This is a genomic window from Arthrobacter sp. Y3221159 (genome assembly GCF_059089885.1).
This window is the reverse complement of record NZ_JBNHFC010000026.1, coordinates 13,263-36,922: the sequence shown is the minus strand read 5'-3', so window position 1 is coordinate 36,922 and position 23,660 is coordinate 13,263. Positions and strand designations below refer to the sequence as shown.

Below are 23,660 nucleotides of genomic sequence, written 5' to 3'. Positions count from 1 at the left end.
ACCCGGAAGCTAAGACCCACAGCGCCGATGGTACTGCACCCGGGAGGGTGTGGGAGAGTAGGACACCGCCGGACATAACATTAGTAGGGCCCTGACAGCCACTGTCAGGGCCCTACCACTTTAACCACCGCCCCGCGCCCACCCGCGGCGGCTCTGGCACCAACCCCCGCCCACCCTCCGCAGGAACGACCGCCCACGCGTCCGGCCCGGAACCACCAGAAGTGAACGCGCGACGGCGAAGACACCACCACAAGTGAGCGCGCGTCGGCCCGGGAAGGTGCACGCCTGGGCGGCGGTTGGGTGTGAAGATTGCCACGATGCGCCACTTCCGGGCCGGACTGTCCCGGTGGATTATGGGGCTCGCCTAGAATTGATGAAGATGTACGGACTTCGAAGCGCTTGATTTCGGGTTGCGTAGGAAACGAAACACGGATACGAGCGGCTGCAGTTGCGCCAGTGGTCGGCTCACAACAGGAGGAATCCATCATGGCCGAGCACAACGGCGGCAACCGCGGAAACGACCGCGGAGCCTTCCGGGGAAACAACAACTCCGGCGGCGATCCACGCGGGTTCCGACCCCGCGATAACCGCGACAACAATGACCGGGGCGCGGCCGGCGGCGGCGAGCGGAAGCCCTACGGCGAGCGGAAGCCCTACGGTGAGCGGAAGCCCTTCGGAGAGCGCAAGCCCTTTGGCGATCGTGACCGGAAGCCTTTCGCCGATCGTCCGCGTCGTGAGGGTGATGACCGCCGTGGGTTTGGCGGCGGGGAGCGCAAGCCGTACGGGGACCGGGACAACCGGCCTTTCGCCGATCGTCCGCGTCGTGAGGGTGATGACCGCCGTGGGTTTGGCGGCGGGGAGCGCAAGCCGTACGGGGACCGGGACAACCGGCCTTACGGTGACCGTCCGCGTCGTGAGGGTGATGACCGCCGTGGGTTTGGCGGCGGGGAGCGCAAGCCGTACGGGGACCGGGACAACCGGCCCTTCGGTGACCGTCCGCGCCGCGACGACGGCGACCGCCGCAGCTTCGGCAGTGGCGAGCGGAAGCCGTTCGGCGACCGTAAGTCCTTTGGCGATCGTGACCGGAAGCCTTTCGGTGACCGTCCGCGCCGTGAGGGCGATGACCGCGGCGGGTTTGGCGGCGGGGGAGAGCGCAAGCAGTACGGTGACCGGGACAACCGGCCCTACGGTGACCGTCCGCGTCGCGACGACGCTGAGCGCCGCAGCTTCGGGGGCGGCGACAACCGCAGGCCTTTCGGTGACCGGCAGGATCGGCAGGACCGTGACTCCCGCAGTTTCGACCGTGGTGAGGCACCCCGCGGTGGTGCACCCCGAGGTGACTCCGGCCCCCGTGGATTTGGCCGCGAACGCCAGGAGGACCGTCCGGCACGCGTTCCCAACGCCCGGGACATCCGCAGCGCCAACCGCCCCGACCGCGAACGCTCTCCGGAGATTGACGAGGACGTCACGGGCAAGGAGCTGGACCGCGCCACCCAGCACCAGATCAAAACCCTTGAATCGCGAAGCGCGGAGTGGGTTGCCCGCCACCTGGTCATGGCCGGGCGCCTGATTGATGACGAACCGGAACTGGCGTTCCAGCACGCATTGGCGGCAAGCCGCCGCGGCGGCAGGCTTGCTGCAGTCCGTGAAGCTGTGGGCCTCACCGCCTACGCTGCCGGCCACTACGGCGAGGCGCTCCGGGAATTCCGCACCTACCGGCGCATCAGCGGTTCCAACGTGCACCTGCCGGTGATGGCCGACTGCGAGCGGGGCCTGGGCCGGCCTGACCGGGCACTTGATGTGGCCCGGTCCGAGGAAGCCCAGGACCTGGACGCCCCCGGCAAGGTTGAGCTGGCAATCGTGGCAGCAGGGGCCCGGAGGGACCTCGGCCAGCTGGACGCCGCCGTCGCCGAACTTGAAATCCCGCAGCTGGACATGAACCGGGCCTTCTCCTACAGCCCCCGGCTGTTCCGTGCCTACGCTGATGCCCTCGCCGCCGTGGGCCGTGAAGCCGAGGCGGACAAGTGGCAGAAACAGGCTGTTGTGGCCGAGAACGCGCTGGGCCAGGGAATCGACGAGGAGCCTGACATCATCGACCTCGGCTGGGACGAGGAGGAAGAAACCCGCGAGGAAGCCGAGCGTCGCCGCAACCTGGAGCGCGCCTCCGTGGCCAGCCAGGCAGCCGCCGCTGCCGGTGCATCCGCCGCCGCCGGCCCGGAAGCAACGGCCGACGCCGGTCCCTCCGCCGCTGCCCACGCGGGCACCGCTGCAGGTACCGATGAGGTCGAGGCGGCCGGTATCGACGGGACCGAAATCGATGACCAAGAAGCGGACTACTTCATGTCCGACGATGCGGAGTCCGACGAAGACTCCGTGGAGCACGAAGAACTGGACGGTTTCTCGGACAACGGCGATGCCCCGGACACCAGCGACGCTGCGGACACCAGCGGCAACCAGGACACCGAAGACAACCAGGACAGCCGGGAAGACTGACACGAATGACCGAAGTTCCCCTGATCTCCCTGTTCGATGCGCTCCTGGCCGATTTGGACGGAGTGGTCTACGCGGGTCCCCACGCCATTCCCGGTGCCGTGGAGTCGCTGCAGCGGTTGTCCGGCCTGGGAGTGGGGCTGGGCTACGTGACCAACAACGCGTCCCGCTCTCCGGCGCAGGTTGCGGCGCACCTGCGTGAACTGGGTGCTCCCGCGGAGGACAACCAGGTGGTTAGCTCGTCGCAGGCTGCGGCCGAGCTCCTGGCGTCGAGGCTGGCGCCAGGATCCCGGATCCTGATCACCGGAAGCCCGGCGCTGGCCCGCGAGATCGAACTGGTGGGCCTGGTCCCGGTTTACAGCCAGGACGAAAATCCCGTGGCAGTGGTCCAGGGCTTCAACCCGGACATTGGGTGGAAGGACCTGGCGGAAGCCACGTATGTGGTCAACGCAGGAGCGCTCTGGGTTGCCACGAACACGGACATGTCCATACCCCAGGCACGGGGAATCGCCCCCGGCAACGGAACGCTGGTGGCTGCGGTAGCCGCGGCAACCGGGCAGCAGCCGCTGGTGGCAGGAAAGCCGGAGGCGCCGCTCTTCCACTCGGCCGCCAAGCGGCTGGGTGCTGAGCGTCCGCTGGTGGTGGGGGACCGGCTGGACACTGACATCCTGGGCGGCAACAACGCCGGCTTCGCCACCGTGGCGGTGCTGACCGGCGTCGACACCCGGCAGACCATCCTGGCGGCACGCTCCGCCGAGCGTCCGGACTACATCATCGAGACGCTTCCGGACCTGTACCGGCCCTACCCGGAGGTGACGCACGACGACGGCACCTACATGTGCGGGCGGGCTTCGGCCCGCGTGGCCAACGGCGCGGTGGGCATCATCGGCAGTCAGGACAGCCTGGATGCCTGGCGGGCGGCCTGCGCTGCGTGGTGGGCGGCGACCCCGGAAGCCACGGTTCCCAAGGCGCCAAAACTTGCCTGGCTGGATCATTAGACTGGTTGAATGACTGAGCTGACCGGACCCGACGCAGCAGCAGCCCAGCCTTTCCCGGACTGGCCGGAGGCAGCCGGCGCCGGCATCACGGATCCTGCCGTGGCGCGGGCCCTCGCCCGGCTGGCGGACCTGCCCCAGGCCCCCGTGGCAGAGCACGAAGCAGCCTACACCGCCCTGCATGACGAGCTCCTCGAAGCATTGAATGATGAGCACCCGGACGCCGTGCAGGCGGACACGCGGGCTACGGACGGCGGAGCCTGATGCCTGTACGCCTCGACCAGGCCCTGGTTGTGCGCGGCCTGGCCCGGTCCCGCACGCACGCTGCCGCGCTGATCGCCGAAGGCAAGGTCACGTCCGCCGGCAAAGTCCTGGCAAAAGCGTCCCTGCAGGTCGACGACGACCGGGACATCGCCGTCGAACACGACGAAGAGGATACCTACGCCAGCCGCGCCGGGCACAAGCTTGCGGGCGCCCTGGACGCCTTTCCGGAGGTTACGGCAGAGGGCAAGCGGTGCCTGGATGCCGGCGCCTCCACGGGCGGTTTTACTGACGTCCTGCTGCGGCGGGGCGCGGCCTCCGTGGTGGCGGTCGACGTCGGGCACGGCCAGCTGGTGCCGCACCTCCGCAACGATCCGCGGGTGGCCGTCCACGAGGGCATGAACGTCCGGTACATCGAACCGGCGGACATCGGCGGACCCGCTGCCCTGACCGTCGCGGACCTGTCCTTCATCTCGCTCACCCTGGTGGTCCGGCCGCTGGCGCAGTGCACCGAACCCGGCGGCGACCTGGTGCTGATGGTCAAGCCGCAGTTCGAGATCGGCAAGGACCGGCTGGGCCGCACCGGCGTGGTCACCTCCGGGCGCGAACGCCGGCTGGCGGTGGAGAAAGTGGCGCTGGCGGCGTTCGACGCCGGGCTGGACCTGTGCGGTCTGGCGGCCAGTCCACTGCCCGGCCAGGATGGAAACGTCGAGTACTTCCTGTGGATAAGACGCAGGATCGGCACAGACTTGCCTAAGATCGAAGAGCGCGGGGCAGCAGTTGCTGCCTTGCTCGGACGTATCTGGCCGAACCACTAGAGAGCGGAACCTGATGAGCAGGCGAGTACTGGTCCTTGCCCACACCGGCCGCGAGGAATCCCTGAAGGCTGCCTGGGAGGCCTGCGCCCTGTTGCACGCTTCCGGCATTGTGCCGGTGATGCAGGAGTCCGAACTGGGGGACATGGAGCGGTTCTTCGGGCACCTCGCCCAGCCCGTGGAGGTCCTCCACGACCACGTCCAGCTGCCGGATGTCGAACTGGTGATGGTCCTGGGCGGCGACGGCACCATCCTGCGCGCCGCCGAGCTGGTCCGCGAGGTGGATGTGCCCCTGCTGGGCGTCAACCTCGGCCATGTGGGCTTCCTGGCGGAAAGCGAACGGGCGGACCTTGCCCAGACCGTCGACTGGATTGCCAGCCGCGAGTACACGGTGGAAGAACGGATGACCATCGACGTGCAGGTGTGGGTCCGCGGCCAAAAGATCTGGCACACCTGGGCCCTGAACGAGGCCGCGATCGAGAAAGCCAACCGTGAACGCATGCTGGAGGTGGTCACCGAGGTGGACGAACGTCCACTGACGTCCTTCGGCTCGGACGGGATCGTGCTCGCCACCCCCACTGGCTCCACCGCCTACGCCTTTTCGGCGGGCGGCCCCGTGGTCTGGCCGGAGGTGGAGGCCCTGGTGATCGTCCCCATCAGCGCCCACGCCCTCTTCGCCAAGCCCCTCGTGGTCTCTCCCCGCTCGAAGCTGGCGGTGGAGGTCCTGGGCCGCACCGACGCCCTGGGGGTCCTCTGGTGCGACGGCCGGCGCTCGGTGGACCTGCCGCCCGGCTCGCGCGTGGAAGTCACCAAATCGGCCACCCCCGTCCGGCTGGCACGGACCCATCAGACACCGTTCTCCGCCCGGCTGGTGCGGAAGTTCGAGCTGCCCATCCACGGCTGGCGCGGCCCGGTGCCCAAGGCCGAGGCCATCCACACCGGGCCCATCCCGATCGTCCGGACGCCGCGGCCCATGCCGCCCCTCCAGGTGCCGGAGCACGGCCGGCCCGATGCTGATCCCGATCCGTCGACCGCAAAGTGAAGCGATGCTTGAAGAACTGAGAATCCGCGATCTCGGCGTCATCACCGACGCAACCCTTCCGTTGGGGCCGGGCCTGAGCGTGGTGACCGGTGAAACCGGTGCCGGCAAGACCATGGTGGTGACCGCCGTCGGCCTGCTGCTCGGCGCCCGCTCGGACGCCGGCGCAGTCCGGAGCGGGGCGAAGAGCGCCACGGCGGAAGCTGTGCTGAAGCTCGACGCCGGCCACCCGGCTGTGGCCCGCGCCCTGGATGCGGGCGCGGAAGCGGAAGAGTTCGACGGCGGCGCCGAGCTGATCCTGGCACGGCGCCTGGGTGCTGACGGGCGCAGCCGTGCGTTCCTGGGTGGCCGCGCCGCCCCCGTGGGGGTCCTGGCCGAGATCGGTGAAACCCTTGTGGTGGTGCATGGCCAATCGGACCAGATCCGGCTGAAAGGGGCCGCCGCGCAGCGCGGTGCCCTGGACAAGTTCGCGGGGGAAGCCCTGGCCGGGCCGCTGGCGGCCTACCAGGACCTCTACAACCACTGGAAAGCCAGCCAGTCCGAGCTGGACACGCTGCGCAGCGCGGCCCGCGACCGGCTGCGCGAGGCCGAATCGCTGCAGACAGCCCTGGCCGAAATCGACGAGGTGGATCCGCAGCCGGGGGAGGACGAGCTGCTGAAGGCCGAGGCGGTCAAGCTCGCCAACGTGGAAGAGCTGCGCATCGCCGCCAGCACGGCCCATCAGGCACTGATCGCCGAGGACTTCGGCGAGGAAGGCGATGCCACCACCCTGGTGGACACCGCAAAGCGGACCCTGGAACATGTGGCCGAACATGACGCCGAACTGGGATCGGCTGCCGCCCGCCTTGCCGAAGTGGGCTTCCTGCTCAACGACATCGCCACGGAACTGGCCAGCTACCAGGCCGGGCTGGACTCCGAGGGCCCGGAACGGCTGGCGGAAATCGAGGACCGGCGTGCCTCGCTGGCCAAGCTGGTCCGGAAATATGCGCCCACCATCGACGAGGTTCTGGAGTGGGCGGAGAAGGCCCGGGTCCGGTTCGACGAGCTGCAGGACGATTCATCTAGGATCGAGGCACTGGATGCGGAAGTGGTCCGGGCAGAGGCCGGGCTGAAGAAGCAGGCCGCCGCCATCAGCAAGATCAGGGCCAAGGCAGCCAAGGATCTTTCGGCCCGCGTCAGCGCCGAGCTGAAGGCGCTGGCCATGGCCGACGCAACCCTGGTGATCACACTGGAGCCGGCCGCCCAGCTTGGCCCGCATGGGGCGGACGAGATCGGCTTCCTGTTGCAGCCGCATTCCGGTGCGCCGGCCCGTCCGCTCGGCAAGGGCGCGTCCGGCGGTGAACTGTCCCGCGTCATGCTCGCCATCGAGGTGGTGCTGGCCGCGGTCGATCCGGTGCCGACGTTTGTCTTCGACGAGGTGGACGCCGGCGTGGGCGGACGCGCCGCCGTCGAGATCGGCCGCCGGCTGGCCATGCTCGCCCGGCACGTGCAGGTCCTGGTGGTGACCCACCTGCCCCAGGTCGCAGCCTTCGCGGACCAGCACATCACCGTCACCAAGACCTCCGTCCGGGGTGCCGACGGCGGAACGGCCACCGGGTTCACGTCCAGTGATGTGCGCCTCCTTGACGGCCCCGAAAGGGTCCGTGAGCTGGCCCGGATGCTGGCCGGGCAGGAGGACTCGGAATCCGCCCGGGCACACGCGCAGGAACTGCTGGATGACGCCAAACTCCTGCCACAGCGGGCCTGACGGCGCCGGCGCGCCGGAACCCAGCGGCCTCCCGCCGGTCCAAAACCCTTGATCCGCGGGCGGCCGGACCTGCAGACTAGGAGGTTTGGGGGACAGTTCCACCCGACCCGTGGAAGGCTCAATTGATGATAGGCTCGAATTCCGTGGTGCAGCGATCAAATTCCCGTGTAAATTCCCGGTTCCCGGGCTCATCCAAGACGACCAAACACATCTTCGTCACCGGTGGTGTGGCGTCCTCGCTCGGTAAGGGACTGACGGCTTCGAGCCTCGGCCACCTGCTGCGGGCACGCGGCCTGTCTGTAACTATGCAGAAGCTCGATCCCTACCTGAACGTGGATCCGGGCACGATGAACCCCTTCCAGCACGGTGAAGTCTTCGTCACGGACGACGGCGCAGAGACCGACCTGGACATCGGGCACTACGAACGCTTCCTCGACGAGAACCTTGAAGGTTCCGCGAACGTGACCACCGGCCAGATCTACTCCACGGTCATCGCCAAGGAACGCCGCGGCGAATACCTCGGCGACACCGTCCAGGTCATCCCGCACATCACGGACGAGATCAAGCGCCGCATGCGCCTGCCTGCCGAGGGCAAGAACGCGCCGGACGTCATCATCACCGAAATCGGCGGCACCGTTGGCGATATCGAGTCCCAGCCGTTCCTCGAATCCGCCCGCCAGGTGCGCCAGGACATCGGCCGCACCAACGTGTTCTTCCTCCACGTCTCACTGGTGCCCTACATCGGGCCCTCTCAGGAACTGAAGACGAAGCCCACGCAGCATTCCGTCGCCGCCCTGCGCTCCATCGGCATCCAGCCCGAGGCCATCGTGATCCGCTCGGACCGTGAAGTGCCCGAGGCGATGCGCGAGAAGATCGGCCGCATGTGCGACGTCGACATCGACGCCGTGGTCAATGCCGCCGATGCCCCCAGCATCTATGACATCCCCAAGACCCTCCACACCCAGGGCCTGGACTCCTACATCGTGCGTGCCCTCGACCTGCCGTTCAAGGACGTGGACTGGACCAGCTGGGACAAGCTGCTCGAAGCCGTGCACAACCCCAAGCACCACGTCGAGGTCGCCCTCGTGGGCAAGTACATCGACCTTCCGGACGCCTACCTGTCCGTGACCGAGGCCCTGCGTGCCGGTGGCTTCGCCAACGACACCAAGGTGAAGATCCGCTGGGTTCCGTCCGACGAATGTGAAACGCGTGAAGGTGCCATCAAGGCGCTCGACGGCGTCAACGCCATCTGCGTCCCCGGCGGCTTCGGCATCCGCGGGCTTGAGGGCAAGCTCGGTGCGCTGAAGTTTGCCCGCGAAACCAAGCTGCCCGTCCTTGGCCTCTGCCTCGGACTGCAGTGCATGGTGATCGAATATGCCCGCAACGTGGTGGGGCTGGAAGGCGCCTCCTCCAGCGAGTTCGAACCGGACTCCAAGTACCCGGTGATTGCCACCATGGAGGAGCAGCTTGAGTTCGTCGAAGGCCGCGGGGACCTGGGCGGGACCATGCGCCTGGGCCTCTACGAAGCCAAACTCGACGAAGGCTCGGTCATCGCCGGAACGTACGGCAAGACCACCGTCAGCGAGAGGCACCGCCACCGCTACGAGGTCAACAACAAGTACCGCGACCAGATCGCGGACAAGGGCCTGGTGTTCTCCGGAACCTCCCCGGACGGAAAACTGGTGGAGTTCGTGGAGTTGCCCGCCGACGTCCACCCGTACTACGTGGCCACCCAGGCGCACCCGGAGCTGAGCTCGCGCCCCACCCGTCCGCATCCGCTGTTCGCCGGACTGGTCAAGGCCGCCCTGGACCACCAGGGCACCGGCACCGAGGCGGACCCTGCCGACACGGCTGCTGCCGGTGCTTCGGAAGCCCAGGCGTCCGGTACGGTAGCCGCTAAGTAGTTCCCACAACAGAAAAAGGACGGCGCGATGCCCGGCACACCTGAAGCCACCCATGTAGTGCAGGTTTCGGATGCACCGAGCCCGCGCCGTCTTTTGTCCACGGAAAAGGTCTATGAAGGCCGGATCTGGGACGTGGTCAGCGATACGTTCCAGCTGCAGGAGTCCGGCGAAGCCCTCACCCGCGACTACATCGACCACCCGGGCGCCGTGGCCGTCCTGCCCATGAATGACGACGGCGAGGTCCTGCTGCTCAGGCAGTACCGGCACCCCGTGGGGATGGACCTCTGGGAGATACCGGCCGGCCTGTTGGACATCGAGGGTGAGGACTTCCTGGTGGGCGCGGCCCGCGAGTTGGCTGAGGAGGCGGACCTCGCCGCCAGCACCTGGAACGTCCTTGCGGACGTCTTCAATTCTCCCGGGTCCTCCAGCGAGGCCATCCGAATCTACCTCGCCCGCGGACTGACGTTCGTTCCCCATCACGAACGCCACGAGCGGACGGATGAGGAAGCCGAGATCGAATTCCACTGGATCAAGCTGGACGACGCCGTGGCATCAGTCCTGGCCGGCCGGCTCCACAACCCCTCCGCCGTCGTCGGGATCCTGGCGGCCGCGGCAGCCCGCGCCAACGGCTACGCGGGCCTGCGTCCCGCTGACGCCCCGTGGCCGGAACACCCCAGCCAGCGGTAATGGCCCCCAACCCCTCCGTCGACGCTGCTCCTGCGGCCGGATCCGCCCCGGTACAGGACGTTCCCCCGGCTGCGACGCCCGCCGTACCCGCTGCGATCAGCCGCGGCATCACGGACTATCTCCAGCACATGGGCGTGGAGCGCGGCCTGGCAGCCAACACCCTTGCTGCCTACCGTCGCGACCTTGCCCGTTACGCCCGCTTCCTGGAATCCGCCGGTTGCCGGGCGCCGGAGGACATCACCCGCCAGCACGTGACCGGCTATGTCCGTGCGCTCTCGGACGGCTCTGACGGCGGTTCGGCACTGGGTGTCAGGTCAGCCGCACGGACGGTGGTGGCGGTCCGGGGGCTGCACAAGTTCTGGGCGCTGGAAGGCTACACACCGTCCGATCCCGCGAGCGACGTCCATCCGCCCATGGCAGGCAAGCGGCTGCCCAAGGCCATCAGCGTCGATGAGGTCACCAGGATCCTGGAATCAGCCGGGACGGACACGGCCACCGGGCTGCGGGACCGCGCACTGCTGGAGTTCCTGTATTCCACCGGCGCCCGCATCAGCGAGGCCGTTGGCCTGGACGTTGACGATATCTCCCTTGCCGAGGCCGAAGCGGGGCCGGCTATTGTGCGGCTCTTTGGCAAGGGATCCAAAGAGCGGCTTGTGCCGCTGGGCTCGTACGGAGCCAGGGCGCTGGACGCCTACCTTGTGCGCGGCCGCCCGCTGCTGGCCGCGAAGGGGAAGGGCACGCCCGCACTGTTCCTGAACGCCCGCGGCGGCAGGATCAGCCGGCAGAGCGCCTGGACCATCCTGAAGGCCGCCGCCGACAAAGCCAACATCACCAAGGACGTATCGCCCCACACCCTGCGGCACTCGTTCGCCACCCACCTGCTCGAGGGCGGCGCGGATGTCCGCGTGGTACAGGAACTCCTGGGCCACGCCTCGGTGACTACCACGCAGGTCTACACGCTGGTCACGGCAGACACGTTGCGCGAGATCTACGCCGCCGCGCATCCCCGGGCACTCGGATGACCCGCCAGGGCGCCGCAGTTACACTGTGCTTCCTCCTTCGGGACACGCCCGGGGGCACGGAGGTGCTGCTCGGGATGAAGCGGACCGGGTTCGGCAAGGGAAAGATCGTTGGGATCGGCGGGCACGTGGAGCCGGGGGAGACTGACCGGGAAGCGGTTATCCGCGAAGTGTTCGAGGAAACCGGTGTTTCGGTGCAGCCGGAGGACCTTGTTGATGCCGGGGCCGTCCGCTTCGTTTTTCCGGCGCGTCCGGAGTGGAACATGGAAACCAGCCTCTTCACGGCCTGGACCTGGCAGGGCGAACCTGGTGAAAGCGACGAGATCGTCCCGGAGTGGTTCCCCACGCGCAGGCTACCGGCTGACCGAATGTGGCAGGACGCCGACCATTGGCTCCCGGTGGTTTTGGAAGGCGGCCAGGTGAACGTGGTGGTCACCATGCATACAGACAATGAGTCGGTTGCCTCGTCCGAAAGCCTGCTTCCCTAACTTTTCTGCTGACGACGGCGGCCCGGCAGGAGGTGCCGGGCCGCCGTCGTGGTCTTCGTTTTTGAACGATTACGCCAGGTGCCGCTCCTCGGGACCGACGTACTCGCTGAGCGGCCGGATCAGGGAGTTTGAGTCCAGCTGCTCCATGATGTGGGCGGTCCAGCCGGTGATGCGGCTGGCGACAAACAGCGGTGTAAAGGTGGCAGTGTCAAAGCCCATCAGGTGGTAGGTGGGGCCGGCCGGGTAGTCGAGGTTGGGTTTGATGCCCTTGGCCTCGTCCATGGCCTGTTCCAGGCCCTGGTACAGGCCCAGGATCTCAGGCCGGCCGTAGTGGGCAATCATCTTGTCCAGGGCCGCCTTCATGGTGGGAACGCGGGAGTCGCCGTGCTTGTAGACCCGGTGCCCGAACCCCATGACTTTCTTCTTCTGTGCCAGCGCATCTTCCATCCATGCCTTGGCACGGGCGGCAGCCTCTTCAAGGGACTCCTGCGGGCGGATGCCGATCTCGTCGAAGGTGTGCATGACGGCCTCGTTCGCTCCGCCGTGCAGCGGTCCCTTGAGGGCGCCGATGGCACCCGTGACGGCCGAGTGCAGGTCAGAGAGCGTGGACGTGATGACGCGTGCGGTGAAGGTGGAGGCGTTGAAGGAGTGCTCCGCGTAGAGGATCATCGAGACGTTGAAGGCCTCCACCACCTCGGGAACCTGCTCCTCGCCGAACGTCATCCAGAGGAAGTTGGCGGAGTAGCCCAGGTCGTCGCGGGGATCAACGGGGGACTGGCCCCGGCGACGCCGCTGGTCGTAGGCGACCACGGCGGGCATGGCCGAGAACAGGTCGATCGCCTTGGCCATGTTGGCTTCCCGCGAGGCATCCTCGGCAAGGGGGTGGCGGGCGCCCATCACCGAGGCGGCTGTCCGGCAGACGTCCATGGGATGTGCGGTTTCGGGGAGGGCATCCACTACCTGCTTCACCACCGGGTCCAGGGCCCGCCCGGCGCGTTCCCTGGCAGTGAATTCCGCGAGCTGGTCTTGCGTGGGCAGTTCCCCGTTCCACAGCAGGTACGCCACTTCCTCGAAGCTGCAGCGCGCCGCGAGTTCCTGCACCGGGTAGCCGCGGTACAGCAGCGAGTTTGTGTCCGGATTGACCTTGGAGACGGAGGTGTAGTCCACCACGACGCCGGCGAGACCTTTTTTGATGTCCTGTTCAGCCATGCTGAAAACTCCTTTGTTCCTGTCGCCTGTTGGATGCCGGCCGGAGCCGGCGGGTGGCCGGGTCAGTGCTCCCCGGGAATATGGAAGTTGAAGACCCCCGTGTCGAACCGGTTGTACCCCTCGTAGTCAACCAGTTCGTAGAGCCGGGCACGGGTCAACATGCTGCTCACCTGTGCTTCCTGCGTTCCGTCTGCCTTGATCGAATCCAGCGTACGCTCAGCGGCGCCCATGGCACTACGGAGGAGGGTGACGGGGTAGATGACCATGTTCACGCCTACGGCCTGGAGTTGCCGGGTGGTGAAGAGGTCGCTTTTGCCGAATTCGGTCATGTTGGCCAGGATGGGCACGTCCACGGCGTCGCGGATGGCCTGGAATTCGGCGAGGTCGCGCATGGCTTCGGGGAAGATCGCGTCCGCCCCGGCGTCCACCAGGGCTTTCGCCCGGTCTTTGGCGGCGTTGAGTCCGTCGGTGGCGCGGACGTCGGTGCGGGCCATGATCAGGAAGTTGGGGTCGCGGCGGGCGTCTGCTGCGGCGCGGATGCGTTTGGTGGCGGTGTCCAGGTCCACGACGTTTTTGCCGTCGAGGTGGCCGCAGCGTTTGGGGTTGAACTGGTCCTCGATGTGCAGCCCGGCGAGGCCGGCGTTTTCGATTTCCTGGACGGTGCGGGCCACGTTCATGGGTTCGCCGAAGCCGGTGTCTGCGTCCACGATCGCGGGCAGGTCTGTCATCCTGGCGATCTGCCCGGCCCGGGTGGCCACCTCCGTCAACGTTGTGAGGCCGATGTCGGGCAGGCCGAGGTCGTTGGCCAGGACGGCGCCTGAGATGTAGACGCCCTCAAAGCCCTTTTCCTGGATCAGCCGTGCCGAGAGCGGGTTGAATGCACCGGGGAACTGGGCAATGGTGCCGGCGGCGAGGAGGTCGCGGAAGCGGATCCGCTTCTGCTCCGGGGTGGTGGTGGAGTACAGCACGTTAGAACAGCCCCTTCGGTGCCGCGCCAAGTTCGATCACGCCGGGGGCGGCGGTGATGTTGAGCTGGTCCAGTTCCCCGGCGGCCAGTTCGGGGAGGCGTTCGACGGCGGCGAGGAACCGTTCGATCTCGGCCTCCTCGACGAGGCCGGCGGTGAGGGTGCGGAACTTGTTGATGTACTGTTCGCGGGCGAAGGGGCGGGCGCCGAGCGGGTGGGCGTCGGCGACGGCGATCTGGTCGGTGATGACGGTGCCGTCGGTGAGGGTGATTTCCACGGAACCGCCGAAGGCTTTTTCGTTGATGTCCAGGGAGTGGTAGCGGCGGGTCCATTCCGGGTCTTCCTCGGTGGACACTTTCTGCCAGAGGTCCACTGTGTCCGGCCGGGCGGCGCGTTCGGGGGCGTAGGAGTCCACGTGGTGCCAGGCCCCGTCCTGCAGTGCGACGGTGAAGATGTACGGGATGGAGTGGTCCAGCGTTTCCCGGGAGGCGGTGGGGGAGTACTTCTGCGGGTCGTTGGCGCCGGAGCCGATGACGTAGTGGGTGTGGTGGCTGGTCCTGATCAGCACGGACTTCACGTTGGCCGGGTCGGTGGCCTCGGGGTGTTCGCGGTTGAGTTTGCGGGCGAGGTCGATCCAGGCCTGGGCCTGGTACTCGGCGGAGTGTTCTTTGGTGTAGGTGTCCAGGATGGCGCGCTTGGCCTCACCCGGCAGGGGCAGCGGAACCTGGTAGGAGGCGCCGGGGCCGTCCAGCAGCCACGCGATCACCCCGTCTTCGCCCTCGTAGATCGGGACCGGGGAGGTCTGGCCGCGCATTGCCCGGTCGGCGGCTTCGACGGCCATCTTCCCGGCGAACGCGGGGGCGTGGGCCTTCCAGGTGGAGATCTCACCCTTCCGCGACTGCCGGGTCGCCGTCGTGGTGTGCAGGGCCTGGCCCACCGACTGGAAAATGGTCTCCACGTCCAGGTTAAGCAGGGTGCCGATGCCCGCGGCGGCGGACGGGCCGAGGTGGGCAACGTGGTCGATCTTGTGCTTGTGCAGGCAGATCGCCTTGACCAGGTTCACCTGGATCTCGTACCCGGTGGCTATCCCGCGGATCAGGTCATGGCCGCTGGACCCGACGTGCTGGGCGACCGCCAGTATCGGGGGAATGTTGTCCCCGGGGTGGGAGTAGTCGGCGGCGAGGAACGTGTCATGGTAGTCCAGTTCCCGCACGGCCACGCCGTTGGCCCAGGCCGCCCATTCGGGGGAGACGCGTTCGCCGATGCCGAAGACCTTCGCGCCCTTTCCGCCGGCGCTGGGGGCGTGGGCCAGGGCCTGTGCGCGGGCGGCGACGATCGGTGCCCGGTTCAGCGAGGCGATCGCCACCGAGGCGTTGTCGATGATCCGGTTGATCACCATCTCCGTCACCTCCGGCGTGACGTCGACGGGGTCGGCGGCGACCACTGCGATCTTGTGCGCCAGCTGCTCCTCCCGGGGCAGGTTCTCTTCACTCTTGTACACACGGACGTGGTGTTCCTGGACCATGGGGCTCCTTCTACAGGGATGGGGAGGCGGTTTTGATGTGGGCAAGGCTTCGGTGCAGGTGCATGATGGTGGCGGCTTCGGCAAGCCTCGGGTTCCGGTCCGCGATGGCCCCGGCGATTGCAGCATGCTCGGCGGCCGCAGCGGACAGCCGGTCGGTATTGTCGGCTGCCATCCGGCGGATGCGCACCAGGTGTACCCGCAGGCTCCGCATGGCCTGCACCAGGTACGAATTGGCGATGGCCGCATCGATGGCTTCATCGAGCCTTCCTGCCAGCCCGTAGTAGTCGTGGACGCCGGATGGGGAACCGGTGAGGAGTGCCGGGGCTTCCAGCAGTTCGTCCTGGAGCCGGCGGAATGTGGCAGATTCCCCGCGCTCGGCGGCAAGTGCGGCTGCGCGGCCTTCCAGGGTTCCGCGGAGCTCGAAGAGCTCGTCGATGTCGGCGAGCGAGATCCCGGTGACCACGACGCCCCGGCCGCCAGGTGCGGTCAGGCCTTCCGCCGTAAGGCGACCCAGCGCTTCCCGGAGCGGAGTGCGGGAGACGCCCAGGCGTTCAGCCTGCTCCACTTCGGCCAGCAAAGTACCGGGGGGCAGCCGCCACTCCACAATGTCCTCGCGCAGGGCGGCATACGCGCGTTCGCTGGCCCGCATCGTTGCTCCTTCCGCTCCTACGATTATTCAGTGTATACACAAAGCCAGGGAAGGGAACTACTTTTCGGAAAAGCGCCGGAATAATCCGTCCTTTTGTATACAGCAGTGCCGGGGCTACCTGCCGCTCCAGCGGTATTCATTCTCCGGCCTCCCGGGCGTTCCGTACCGTGCAGTGCGGGAGACGGTGCCTGCGTCGGCAAGGTATTCCAGGTAGCGGCGGGCAGTAACCCGGGACATCCCGAGCGCGTCCATTACCTCAGTGGCGGACACCGCATCCTGGTGCCGCTTCAGGAACTCCTGAACGGACTCCAGCGTGGACACGGACAGCCCCTTTGGCAACGGCAGTTCCGACGGCGCCCGCAGGCTGGCGAACGCCTGGTCCACTTCGCTTTGGGATGCCGCTGATTTCCCGGACCCCGAGCCGGGGCCTGCCAGCTGTTGGCGGAACAGCCGGTAGCTCTCCAGCTTGTCAGCGAAGGTGGCGAACGTGAACGGCTTGATCAAGTACTGCACCACACCGATGGCCACCGCGCTGCGCACGATGGCCAGTTCCCTGACGGCCGTGATTGCAATGATGTCGGCAAGAATGCCGGCAGCACGCATCCTGCGGGCGATGTCCAGGCCGTGGAGGTCCGGCAGGTTCATGTCCAGCAGGACCAGTTCCACAGGCTTGCCTGCCGCCGAGAATTCGTTCAGGAGCCGGAGCGCGGACTGCCCGTCGGGAGCGGTTCCGGCCAGCTCGAATCCAGGCAGCCTTCCGACGTACGCCGCGTGCGCGGCTGAGGCAACGGCCTCGTCCTCGACCACGAGGACCCGGATGTCGCTCACGCGTCGAGCTCCTTCCCCGGGGATACCGCCGCGGGCAGGAATACTTCGAATTTGGCACCGCGCCGTCCGTTGATGGTCAGCGTACCTCCCAGCCGCTGCACCGCCTGGCGGACGAGGGCGAGGCCGATGCCGCGGCCGCCCGGTCCCGCCGGCTTGGTGCTGTAGCCGTGCCGGAAGATGTTCCCGGCTGCGGCGGCCTCAAGGGGTGCCCCCGTGTCGTGCACGGCGATGTCCAGTCCTTCCTCATCGGACTCCACGGTCAGCTCCACCCGTCGGGGCGGCGTCCCTTCGGCCGCGGCATCGATGGCGTTGTCCAACAGGTTTCCCAAAATGGTCACCAGATCCTGCACTGCTATGCCTGCCGCTGTTCCGGACCCAAGGGTGGCAACATCCAGTTGGACGCCCCGCTCATGGGCTTCGGCCACCTTGCCCATGACCAGGGCGCTGAGGACCGGCTCGCCCACGGAGCCCACCATCTCGTCCGTCAATTGCTGGCTGAGTTCCAGGTCCCGGGTGGCGAAGTCCAGGGCCTCCCGGGTGCGGCCCAACTCCAGGAGCGAGACCATCGTGTGCAGCCGGTTCGCATGTTCGTGCGTCTGCGCCCGCAGCGCGTCCGAGAGAGTCCGCATGGTTTCCAGTTCATTGCCCAAGGATTCGATTTCCGTCCTGTCGCGGAGCGTGGCCACGGTCCCGTACACCGCGTTCCTTCCGCGCCGGTCAGGAGTCTCCGGGCTTATTGCCGGCCCCTGGTTGATGACCAGCACGCGGGAGCCCGTGAGGACGATCTCGTCCTTGGCGGTGCGGCCGGACTCGAACAGGCCCCGAAGCCCCTCGTCGAGGGGAAGGTCGGCCAGTGCCGGCGGGCGGGTGGGGTCCTTGCTGCCTGCCTCGGCCAGGCCCAGGAGCTCGGCGGCCTGGTCGTTGTACATCACCACCCTGCCCTTGGTGTCGATCAGGATGAGTCCTTCGCGGACCGAGTGCAGCACGGACTCGTAGTAGGCGAACAGTTGGGCCAGTTGCTCCGGCCCCCAGCCGCGGGTGACCCGGCGGAGGTACCGGCCGAGCAGCCAGGAGGCCCAGGATCCGCCCACCAGCAGTGCCAGCCCTATGGCCAAAAGGGCAGGCAGGCGCGCTGCGAAGGCAATGTCCACGGTGCCCACCGTGACGCCGGCGGCAACCAGCGCCCTGACCCTGCCGGCTTCATCCTTCACCGGGACGATCGTCCGCACTGACGGTCCCAGGGTTCCGGCCGTGACCTCGGTGAGTTCCCCGCCCTGCAATGCGGCATCGATGGAACCAATGTACGGCCGCCCCAGTTCCTCGGGCCGCGGGTGGGTCCACCGGGTGCGGTCGGTCGCCATGATGGTGATGAAGTCGACGTCGGCAGCGGCCATGACGTCCATGGCGTACGGCTGCAGCAGGGCTGACGGGTCCGGTGACGCGGCGGCCTCGAGCACCAGGGGGCTGGCGGCAATTGAACTGGCAATGCCCGCCATCCGCAGGCCGGCCTCGTCGTACGTCCGGTCGCGGGCGTCGACGTAGGTGGCGGACCCCACGATGGCGATGAACACCACCACGATGAGGAGGTTCGCCACGAAAAGCCGCCGGGCGATGCTCCAGCGCTGGATCATGTCTACCTCCGGCCAAGTTGGTGTGCCGCGACCAATATGAACGCAACGGTGAGCTGGGTCACGGCGTGGCCAATGATGGATGTCACACCGCAAGGACGCGTAGAGCCCAGAGACTGTGCCGCAGCGTCTATCAGATTATCCATAAGGAGACACATCATGGCTTCTCAACGAGGAGAGTCGCTCGACACCGTGAAGTCGCGGCGCAAGGGCATCGACAAGTCGCACTACCTCTACATCGCCGTCATCGCCGCCGTGATCCTTGGCGCCGTCGTCGGCCTGATGTTCCCCGAGGTGGGCAAGTCGCTCAAGCCCCTGGGCGACGGCTTCATCAAGCTCATCAAGATGATGATCGCTCCGGTGATCTTCTGCACCATCGTCCTGGGCATCGGCTCCATCGCCAAGGCGGCAACCGTGGGCAAGGTAGGCGGCCTGGCGCTGGGCTACTTCGTCGCGATGTCGACGTTCGCATTGGGCATCGGTTTGGTGGTGGGCAACCTGATCCACCCGGGCGAAGGACTGAAGCTGGCGCCGTACGATCCTTCCAAGAAGGCAGAGGTCGACAGCACCGTCGCCTTCCTGCTCGGCATCATCCCGGGCGACATTCCGGTCCTGCCCACCCTCTTTGCTGCCATCCTCGTAGGGTTCGCCCTCCAGAAGATGGGCCCGCAGGGCGCTCCCATCCTCAAAGCCATCGGCCACGGCCAGGTCCTGGTCTTCCGCATCCTGATCATGATCATGTGGCTTGCCCCCGTGGGCGCCTTCGGTGCCATCGCGGCCGTCGTGGGAGCTACCGGCTTCCAGGCCATTGTCAGCATGTTCACCCTGATGGCAGCCTTCTACATCACCTGCGCACTGTTCATCGTGATCATCCTCGGCGGCCTGCTCAAGGTGGTCACCGGCGTCAACATCTTCAAGCTGATGAAGTACCTGGGCCGGGAATACCTGCTCATCTTCTCCACCTCGTCCTCCGAAGCGGCACTGCCCCGCCTCATCGCCAAGATGGAACACCTGGGCGTCTCCAAACCGGTCGTCGGCGTGACTGTTCCCACCGGCTACTCCTTCAACCTGGACGGCACGGCCATCTACCTGACCATGGCATCGCTCTTCGTCGCCAACGCCATGGGAACGCCCCTGGACCTGGGTGCGCAGATCTCCCTGCTGGTCTTCATGATCATCGCCTCCAAGGGCGCCGCCGGCGTCACCGGCGCCGGACTGGCAACGCTGGCGGCAGGCCTGCAGGCCCACAAGCCCGAACTGCTCGGCGGCGTCGGCATGATCGTGGGCATCGACCGCTTCATGTCCGAGGCCCGGGCACTGACCAACTTCACCGGCAATGCCGTGGCCACCATCCTGATCGGCACCTGGGTCAAGGAGATCGACGGCAGCCAGGTTGACAGCGTCCTCTCCGGCCAGGAGCCCTTCGACGAAGCAACGATGCTGGCCCACCACCACGGTGATCCGGCTCCGGAGCAGGCCGAGGCCCGCCCGGTTCCGGTCAACGCCTGACCCCCGGCCCGCCAACCGGTAAACGCCTCCGCAGCCAACGCTGCGGGGGCGTTTTCTGTAACCCGGACGGGGAACCTTCGACCTCTACTAGAGGGTCAGGCTCACCATTCGCGGAAAGTCAAGTTCCGTGGAATACCGTGTCGGCCCCTGTAGCCTTGGGGAGAAGAAGGAACGGCGCTGGCCATCCAGCGGCAGGACATCCCCGTCATCGAAAGTGTGGACAGATACGTGAGCAGCGAACAGGGTTCAGCAACTCTGGAAGGCACCGCATTCGACCTGGACAACGCGGTGATGGGCCCCACGGGGCGCCCATACCGCGAGTTCCCGGAACCCGCGCCGCTTTCCTCCCACGGTCCGGCCCGCGTCATCGCCATGGTGAACCAAAAGGGCGGCGTCGGAAAGACCACCTCAACCATCAACCTGGCTGCGGCACTGGCAGAATACGGGCGCCGCGTCCTCCTGGTCGACTTCGACCCCCAGGGTGCGCTGTCCGCCGGCCTGGGCGTCAATCCGCACGAGCTTGACCTCACTGTCTACAACGTCCTGATGGACCGCAAGGTGGACATCCGCCAGGCGATCCACCAGACGGGCGTGGACAACGTGGACCTGCTGCCTGCCAACATCGACCTCTCCGCCGCGGAAGTCCAGCTGGTCAACGAGGTTGCCCGCGAGCAGGTGCTGGACCGGGCGCTGAAGAAGGTCGAGGACGATTACGACGTCGTCCTCATCGACTGCCAGCCGTCCCTTGGCCTCCTGACCGTCAACGCCCTCACCGCGGCACACGGGGTAATTATTCCGCTGATCTGCGAGTTCTTCGCCCTGCGCGCCGTGGCCCTGCTGGTGGAAACCATCGACAAAGTCCAGGACCGGCTCAACCCCCGCCTGCAGGTGGACGGGGTCCTCGCCACCATGTATGATGCCCGCACCCTGCACAGCCGCGAGGTCATCACCCGGCTGGTGGAGGCCTTCGGGGACAAGGTCTTTGAGACCGTGATCAAGCGGTCCATCAAGTTTGCCGACGCCACCGTCGCCGCGGAACCCATCACCAGCTACGCCGCCACCCATGTGGGCGCGGACGCGTACCGCCGGCTTGCCAAGGAACTGATCTCGCGCGGCGGAGCGCCGTAGCCATAGCCGTGGCCGACTCCAAGCCCGGCTTCGAGGTGCGGCTGGCCAACTTCACGGGTCCTTTCGACCTCTTGCTGGGCCTCATCGCCAAGCATCAGCTGGATATCACCGAGGTGGCGCTCGCCACGGTGACCGACGAATTCATCAGGTACATCCGTAAGCTGCAGGATCTCGGCGAGGAATGGGCCCTCGACGAGGCCAGCGAATTCCTGGTGATCGCGGCAACGCTGCTGGACCTCAAGGCCGCCCGGCTGCTGCCCGCGGGGGAGGTGGAGGATGACGAGGACATTGCGCTGCTCGAAGCCCGCGACCTGCTTTTTGCCAGGCTCCTCCAGTACAAGGCCTTCAAGCACGTGGCAGGCCTGCTGGGCGAGACCCTCCACCAGGAGGGGCAGCGCTTCCCCAGGCAGGTGGCGCTGGAGGAACACTTCGCGCGGATGCTGCCCGAACTGGTGTGGAAACACACCCCGGAACAGTTCGCCGCCCTGGCTGCGGCGGCCCTCCGGCCCAAAGCCACACAACCCACCGAGGTGGGGACCGCCCACCTGCACGGCAGCCAGGTCAGCGTCAAAGAGCAGGCGGAGATCCTGGGACTGCGTCTGCAGCAGGACTCGCCGCAGACCTTCCGGGCGCTGATTTCCGACGCCGACTCCACCCTGGTGGTGGTGGCCCGCTTCCTGGCGCTCCTGGAGCTCTACCGGGACAAGGCGGTCTCCTTCGACCAGCTTTCACCCCTGGCCGACCTGGCCGTCCACTGGGTTGCCGGGCTGGGGGACTGGTCAGCCGAGAATTTGAGCGAGGAATACGAGGTGCAAGCGTGAACGTGCAGCGGCCGGACGGCTCAATGCCCGGGCAGTCGGTCCATGACCTGCCCGGCGGGGCCAAGGCTGCACTGGAGGCAGTACTGATGGTCCTCGACCTGCCGGCCGCCGAGGAGGAACTGGCCGCCGGGCTCGACCTGACGGTCGACGAGGTCAAAACCCTGCTGGCAGAACTGGCGCTCGAGTATAACGGCTATACTGGTAAGGCCCCGGATACGGAAACGGCCAGCACGCCTGGTTTTGGTTCCAGCCCCCGGGGTTTTGAATTGCGGAACATCGCCGGTGGCTGGCGCATCTACTCGCGGGCAGAATTTGCTGACATCGTCGGCAAATATGTGCTCGAAGGGCAGACGGCCAGACTCACCCAGGCGGCATTGGAAACACTCGCGGTCATTGCTTACCGCCAGCCGGTTTCCCGGGCACGGGTGTCTGCGATTCGCGGCGTCAACGTTGACTCTGTTGTACGGACACTGGCCCAGCGCGGGCTGATCGAGGACGCGGGAACGGATCCCGAGTCCGGAGCAATCCTTTACCGGACCACCTCCTACTTTTTGGAGCGTCTGGGAATCAGCTCAGTGGCGGACCTGCCGCAGCTGTCCCCGCATCTGCCGGGGCTGGAAGGCATCGCGGAGTTCTACGACGCTGAAAGAATGTAGGCCGCGGCCTGCACAGGAATTATTTATCAGGGCAGAGTAAATCTGCAGGGCTGGCTAGGGTTGTTGTTAGACACCCTTGACAGCCAGGAACATTGAAGGACGGGTCATGACACAGGCGGGACGCCAGGGTTCACCACGCAGCGGTTCGGGACGCAATCTCCCACAACGCAATACCCCCGGAGGCAGCGCCGGTGGCGGCTCACGGGGAGGGGCAGCAAAGCGCGCCACAGGATTCGGCGGCGAACGCCCGCACCGGGCACCCAAACCGCGCGAGGAACGTTTCGTCGATCCCGATGAAGCCGGCGCCCGCCAGGGGCGCGGCGCTACTGACAAGCCCGCCAAGCCGTCGTCGCGGAAGCCGTCAGCGCGCAAGCCTGGTGCGAAGAAGGCTCCCGGAACCCCGGGTGCGCCCAAGGCCAAGCCCCGCACCGCGGCACCGGGTGCCGCCGCTTCGCGCGCCTTCGGCAGCGAACGCTTCGGCCAGAACCTCGGCCCGCTCCGCAAGCCCTCGCGCAGGAAGGGGCCCGGCCGCGACGTGCCGCAGTCGGAACTCCACGACGCCGATGGCATCCGCCTGCAAAAGGTCATGGCGTCCGCCGGCGTGGCGTCGCGCCGCGTCTGTGAGGAAATGATCGCCGAAGGGCGCGTGGAGGTGGACGGCCAGGTGGTCACCGAACTCGGTGTACGCGTGGATCCCAAGACTGCCGTCATCCACGTTGACGGCCTGCGGATCCAGTTGGACGAAAACCTGGTCTACATGGTGTTCAACAAGCCCAAGGGCGTTGTCTCCACCATGGAGGATCCCGAGGGCCGGCCGTGCATCAGCGATTTCCTTAAGAACACCAAGAACAAGGGCGAGCGGCTCTTCCACGTGGGCCGCCTGGACGTTGGTACCGAGGGTCTGCTGCTGCTGACCAACGACGGCGAACTTGCCAACCGGCTGACCCACCCCTCCTACGAAGTCCCCAAGACCTACCTGGTCCAGGTCCGCGGCCCCTTCCCCCACGGGATCGGCGCGCAGCTGAAGGCCGGTGTTGAACTGGAGGACGGCCTTGCCTCCGTGGACTCCTTCCGGCTGGTTGACTCCACGCCCGGCCACGTGCTGATCGAAGTCGTGCTGCACTCGGGCAAGAACCGCATTGTCCGCCGGATGTTCGACGCCGTCGGCTTCCCGGTCCAGCGGCTGGTCCGGGTCAAGGTTGGTCCCATCGGACTGGGGGACCAGCGCCAGGGCAGCATCCGGAACCTCGGCAAGCAGGAGATAGGCCACCTGCTGGCATCCGTAGGACTCTGAGCC

The 23,660-nt window shown here is 67.0% G+C and carries 21 protein-coding genes and 1 rRNA gene; 16 read left to right on the top strand and 6 right to left on the bottom strand.

From position 1 onward, the window contains the following. The 11 genes from rrf to AC5RT3_RS19175 all read left to right on the top strand — a co-directional run. Window positions 1-74, top strand: a 5S ribosomal RNA gene (gene rrf / locus AC5RT3_RS19225); the annotation flags it as partial. A 412-nt stretch (window positions 75-486) separates the two neighbouring features. After that, on the top strand, window positions 487-2,493 hold the full coding sequence (locus AC5RT3_RS19220; RefSeq protein WP_494124958.1) for a hypothetical protein: 2,007 nt from the start codon (window positions 487-489) through the stop codon (window positions 2,491-2,493). 5 nt (window positions 2,494-2,498) lie between these two features. After that, complete coding sequence (locus AC5RT3_RS19215) at window positions 2,499-3,488, top strand: HAD-IIA family hydrolase (protein WP_494124957.1); 990 nt, start codon at window positions 2,499-2,501, stop codon at window positions 3,486-3,488. 9 nt (window positions 3,489-3,497) lie between these two features. Beyond that, a complete protein-coding gene (locus tag AC5RT3_RS19210) occupies window positions 3,498-3,749 on the top strand; it encodes a hypothetical protein (RefSeq protein WP_494104374.1) in 252 nt (83 codons plus the stop codon). Then, entirely contained in the window at window positions 3,749-4,564 is an 816-nt protein-coding gene (locus tag AC5RT3_RS19205) for a TlyA family RNA methyltransferase (RefSeq protein ID WP_494124956.1), read from the top strand. Before AC5RT3_RS19210 ends, AC5RT3_RS19205 begins: the two co-directional genes overlap by 1 nt. 13 nt (window positions 4,565-4,577) lie before the next feature. Then, window positions 4,578-5,603, top strand: coding sequence for an NAD kinase (locus AC5RT3_RS19200; RefSeq protein WP_494011996.1), 1,026 nt, complete (start codon window positions 4,578-4,580; stop codon window positions 5,601-5,603). Between the two features lie 4 nt (window positions 5,604-5,607). Continuing rightward, window positions 5,608-7,347, top strand: coding sequence for a DNA repair protein RecN (recN, locus tag AC5RT3_RS19195; protein ID WP_494124955.1), 1,740 nt, complete (start codon window positions 5,608-5,610; stop codon window positions 7,345-7,347). Window positions 7,348-7,472: 125 nt separating this feature from the next. Then, window positions 7,473-9,251 (top strand): CTP synthase, encoded by a 1,779-nt coding sequence (gene pyrG / locus AC5RT3_RS19190; protein ID WP_494053666.1) that lies wholly within the window; start codon window positions 7,473-7,475, stop codon window positions 9,249-9,251. A 27-nt stretch (window positions 9,252-9,278) separates the two neighbouring features. Then, window positions 9,279-9,938, top strand: coding sequence for an NUDIX domain-containing protein (locus AC5RT3_RS19185; protein ID WP_494053667.1), 660 nt, complete (start codon window positions 9,279-9,281; stop codon window positions 9,936-9,938). Beyond that, a complete protein-coding gene (gene xerD / locus AC5RT3_RS19180; RefSeq protein ID WP_494053668.1) occupies window positions 9,938-10,960 on the top strand; it encodes a site-specific tyrosine recombinase XerD in 1,023 nt (340 codons plus the stop codon). Before AC5RT3_RS19185 ends, xerD begins: the two co-directional genes overlap by 1 nt. Continuing rightward, window positions 10,957-11,445 carry an 8-oxo-dGTP diphosphatase gene (locus AC5RT3_RS19175; RefSeq protein WP_494053669.1) on the top strand — a complete coding sequence of 163 codons (489 nt, stop codon included), beginning with the start codon at window positions 10,957-10,959 and terminating at the stop codon, window positions 11,443-11,445. Before xerD ends, AC5RT3_RS19175 begins: the two co-directional genes overlap by 4 nt. 69 nt (window positions 11,446-11,514) lie before the next feature. On the opposite strand, the gene AC5RT3_RS19170 is transcribed toward AC5RT3_RS19175, so the two are convergent. From AC5RT3_RS19170 to AC5RT3_RS19145, 6 genes are all read right to left on the bottom strand, one after another. Further along, complete coding sequence (locus tag AC5RT3_RS19170) at window positions 11,515-12,654, bottom strand: bifunctional 2-methylcitrate synthase/citrate synthase (RefSeq protein WP_494053670.1); 1,140 nt, start codon at window positions 12,652-12,654, stop codon at window positions 11,515-11,517. A 62-nt stretch (window positions 12,655-12,716) separates the two neighbouring features. Next, a complete protein-coding gene (gene prpB / locus AC5RT3_RS19165) occupies window positions 12,717-13,622 on the bottom strand; it encodes a methylisocitrate lyase (RefSeq protein WP_494124954.1) in 906 nt (301 codons plus the stop codon). A 1-nt stretch (window position 13,623) separates the two neighbouring features. After that, window positions 13,624-15,144, bottom strand: a complete 1,521-nt coding sequence (locus AC5RT3_RS19160) for an MmgE/PrpD family protein (RefSeq protein WP_494124953.1) — start codon at window positions 15,142-15,144, stop codon at window positions 13,624-13,626. Window positions 15,145-15,154: 10 nt separating this feature from the next. Continuing rightward, a complete protein-coding gene (locus AC5RT3_RS19155; protein WP_494053673.1) occupies window positions 15,155-15,793 on the bottom strand; it encodes a GntR family transcriptional regulator in 639 nt (212 codons plus the stop codon). A gap of 114 nt (window positions 15,794-15,907) precedes the next feature. Continuing rightward, window positions 15,908-16,621 carry a response regulator gene (locus AC5RT3_RS19150; protein WP_494053674.1) on the bottom strand — a complete coding sequence of 238 codons (714 nt, stop codon included), beginning with the start codon at window positions 16,619-16,621 and terminating at the stop codon, window positions 15,908-15,910. Next, entirely contained in the window at window positions 16,618-18,252 is a 1,635-nt protein-coding gene (locus AC5RT3_RS19145; RefSeq protein WP_494124952.1) for a sensor histidine kinase, read from the bottom strand. Before AC5RT3_RS19145 ends, AC5RT3_RS19150 begins: the two co-directional genes overlap by 4 nt. A 156-nt stretch (window positions 18,253-18,408) precedes the next feature. Between AC5RT3_RS19145 and AC5RT3_RS19140 the strand changes: the two genes are divergently transcribed. The 5 genes from AC5RT3_RS19140 to AC5RT3_RS19120 all read left to right on the top strand — a co-directional run bounded on the left by AC5RT3_RS19140 (window position 18,409) and on the right by AC5RT3_RS19120 (window position 23,657). Beyond that, window positions 18,409-19,758 carry a cation:dicarboxylate symporter family transporter gene (locus tag AC5RT3_RS19140; protein WP_494053676.1) on the top strand — a complete coding sequence of 450 codons (1,350 nt, stop codon included), beginning with the start codon at window positions 18,409-18,411 and terminating at the stop codon, window positions 19,756-19,758. A 228-nt stretch (window positions 19,759-19,986) separates the two neighbouring features. Then, entirely contained in the window at window positions 19,987-20,886 is a 900-nt protein-coding gene (locus tag AC5RT3_RS19135) for a ParA family protein (protein ID WP_133352394.1), read from the top strand. A gap of 8 nt (window positions 20,887-20,894) precedes the next feature. Then, complete coding sequence (locus AC5RT3_RS19130; RefSeq protein WP_494124951.1) at window positions 20,895-21,707, top strand: segregation and condensation protein A; 813 nt, start codon at window positions 20,895-20,897, stop codon at window positions 21,705-21,707. Window positions 21,708-21,730: 23 nt separating this feature from the next. Further along, the gene (gene scpB / locus AC5RT3_RS19125; RefSeq protein ID WP_494124960.1) at window positions 21,731-22,363 is read left to right on the top strand and encodes an SMC-Scp complex subunit ScpB; all 633 of its coding nucleotides are present in this window, start codon (window positions 21,731-21,733) and stop codon (window positions 22,361-22,363) included. A gap of 106 nt (window positions 22,364-22,469) precedes the next feature. Continuing rightward, window positions 22,470-23,657, top strand: coding sequence for a pseudouridine synthase (locus tag AC5RT3_RS19120; RefSeq protein WP_494124950.1), 1,188 nt, complete (start codon window positions 22,470-22,472; stop codon window positions 23,655-23,657). Window positions 23,658-23,660 lie beyond the last annotated feature (3 nt).

Bases quoted from the DNA above. Each gene is read 5' to 3' on its own strand.
- AC5RT3_RS19185 (WP_494053667.1), top strand. From the start codon at position 9,279: ATGCCCGGCACACCTGAAGCCACCCATGTAGTGCAGGTTTCGGATGCA.
- AC5RT3_RS19220 (WP_494124958.1), top strand. From the start codon at position 487: ATGGCCGAGCACAACGGCGGCAACCGCGGAAACGACCGCGGAGCCTTC.
- AC5RT3_RS19200 (WP_494011996.1), top strand. From the start codon at position 4,578: ATGAGCAGGCGAGTACTGGTCCTTGCCCACACCGGCCGCGAGGAATCC.
- AC5RT3_RS19170 (WP_494053670.1), bottom strand. From the start codon at position 12,654: ATGGCTGAACAGGACATCAAAAAAGGTCTCGCCGGCGTCGTGGTGGAC.
- xerD (WP_494053668.1), top strand. From the start codon at position 9,938: ATGGCCCCCAACCCCTCCGTCGACGCTGCTCCTGCGGCCGGATCCGCC.
- recN (WP_494124955.1), top strand. From the start codon at position 5,608: ATGCTTGAAGAACTGAGAATCCGCGATCTCGGCGTCATCACCGACGCA.
- AC5RT3_RS19145 (WP_494124952.1), bottom strand. From the start codon at position 18,252: ATGATCCAGCGCTGGAGCATCGCCCGGCGGCTTTTCGTGGCGAACCTC.
- AC5RT3_RS19155 (WP_494053673.1), bottom strand. From the start codon at position 15,793: ATGCGGGCCAGCGAACGCGCGTATGCCGCCCTGCGCGAGGACATTGTG.
- AC5RT3_RS19120 (WP_494124950.1), top strand. From the start codon at position 22,470: ATGACACAGGCGGGACGCCAGGGTTCACCACGCAGCGGTTCGGGACGC.
- AC5RT3_RS19210 (WP_494104374.1), top strand. From the start codon at position 3,498: ATGACTGAGCTGACCGGACCCGACGCAGCAGCAGCCCAGCCTTTCCCG.
- AC5RT3_RS19175 (WP_494053669.1), top strand. From the start codon at position 10,957: ATGACCCGCCAGGGCGCCGCAGTTACACTGTGCTTCCTCCTTCGGGAC.
- scpB (WP_494124960.1), top strand. From the start codon at position 21,731: ATGCCCGGGCAGTCGGTCCATGACCTGCCCGGCGGGGCCAAGGCTGCA.
- AC5RT3_RS19140 (WP_494053676.1), top strand. From the start codon at position 18,409: ATGGCTTCTCAACGAGGAGAGTCGCTCGACACCGTGAAGTCGCGGCGC.
- pyrG (WP_494053666.1), top strand. From the start codon at position 7,473: ATGATAGGCTCGAATTCCGTGGTGCAGCGATCAAATTCCCGTGTAAAT.
- AC5RT3_RS19205 (WP_494124956.1), top strand. From the start codon at position 3,749: ATGCCTGTACGCCTCGACCAGGCCCTGGTTGTGCGCGGCCTGGCCCGG.
- AC5RT3_RS19160 (WP_494124953.1), bottom strand. From the start codon at position 15,144: ATGGTCCAGGAACACCACGTCCGTGTGTACAAGAGTGAAGAGAACCTG.
- AC5RT3_RS19215 (WP_494124957.1), top strand. From the start codon at position 2,499: ATGACCGAAGTTCCCCTGATCTCCCTGTTCGATGCGCTCCTGGCCGAT.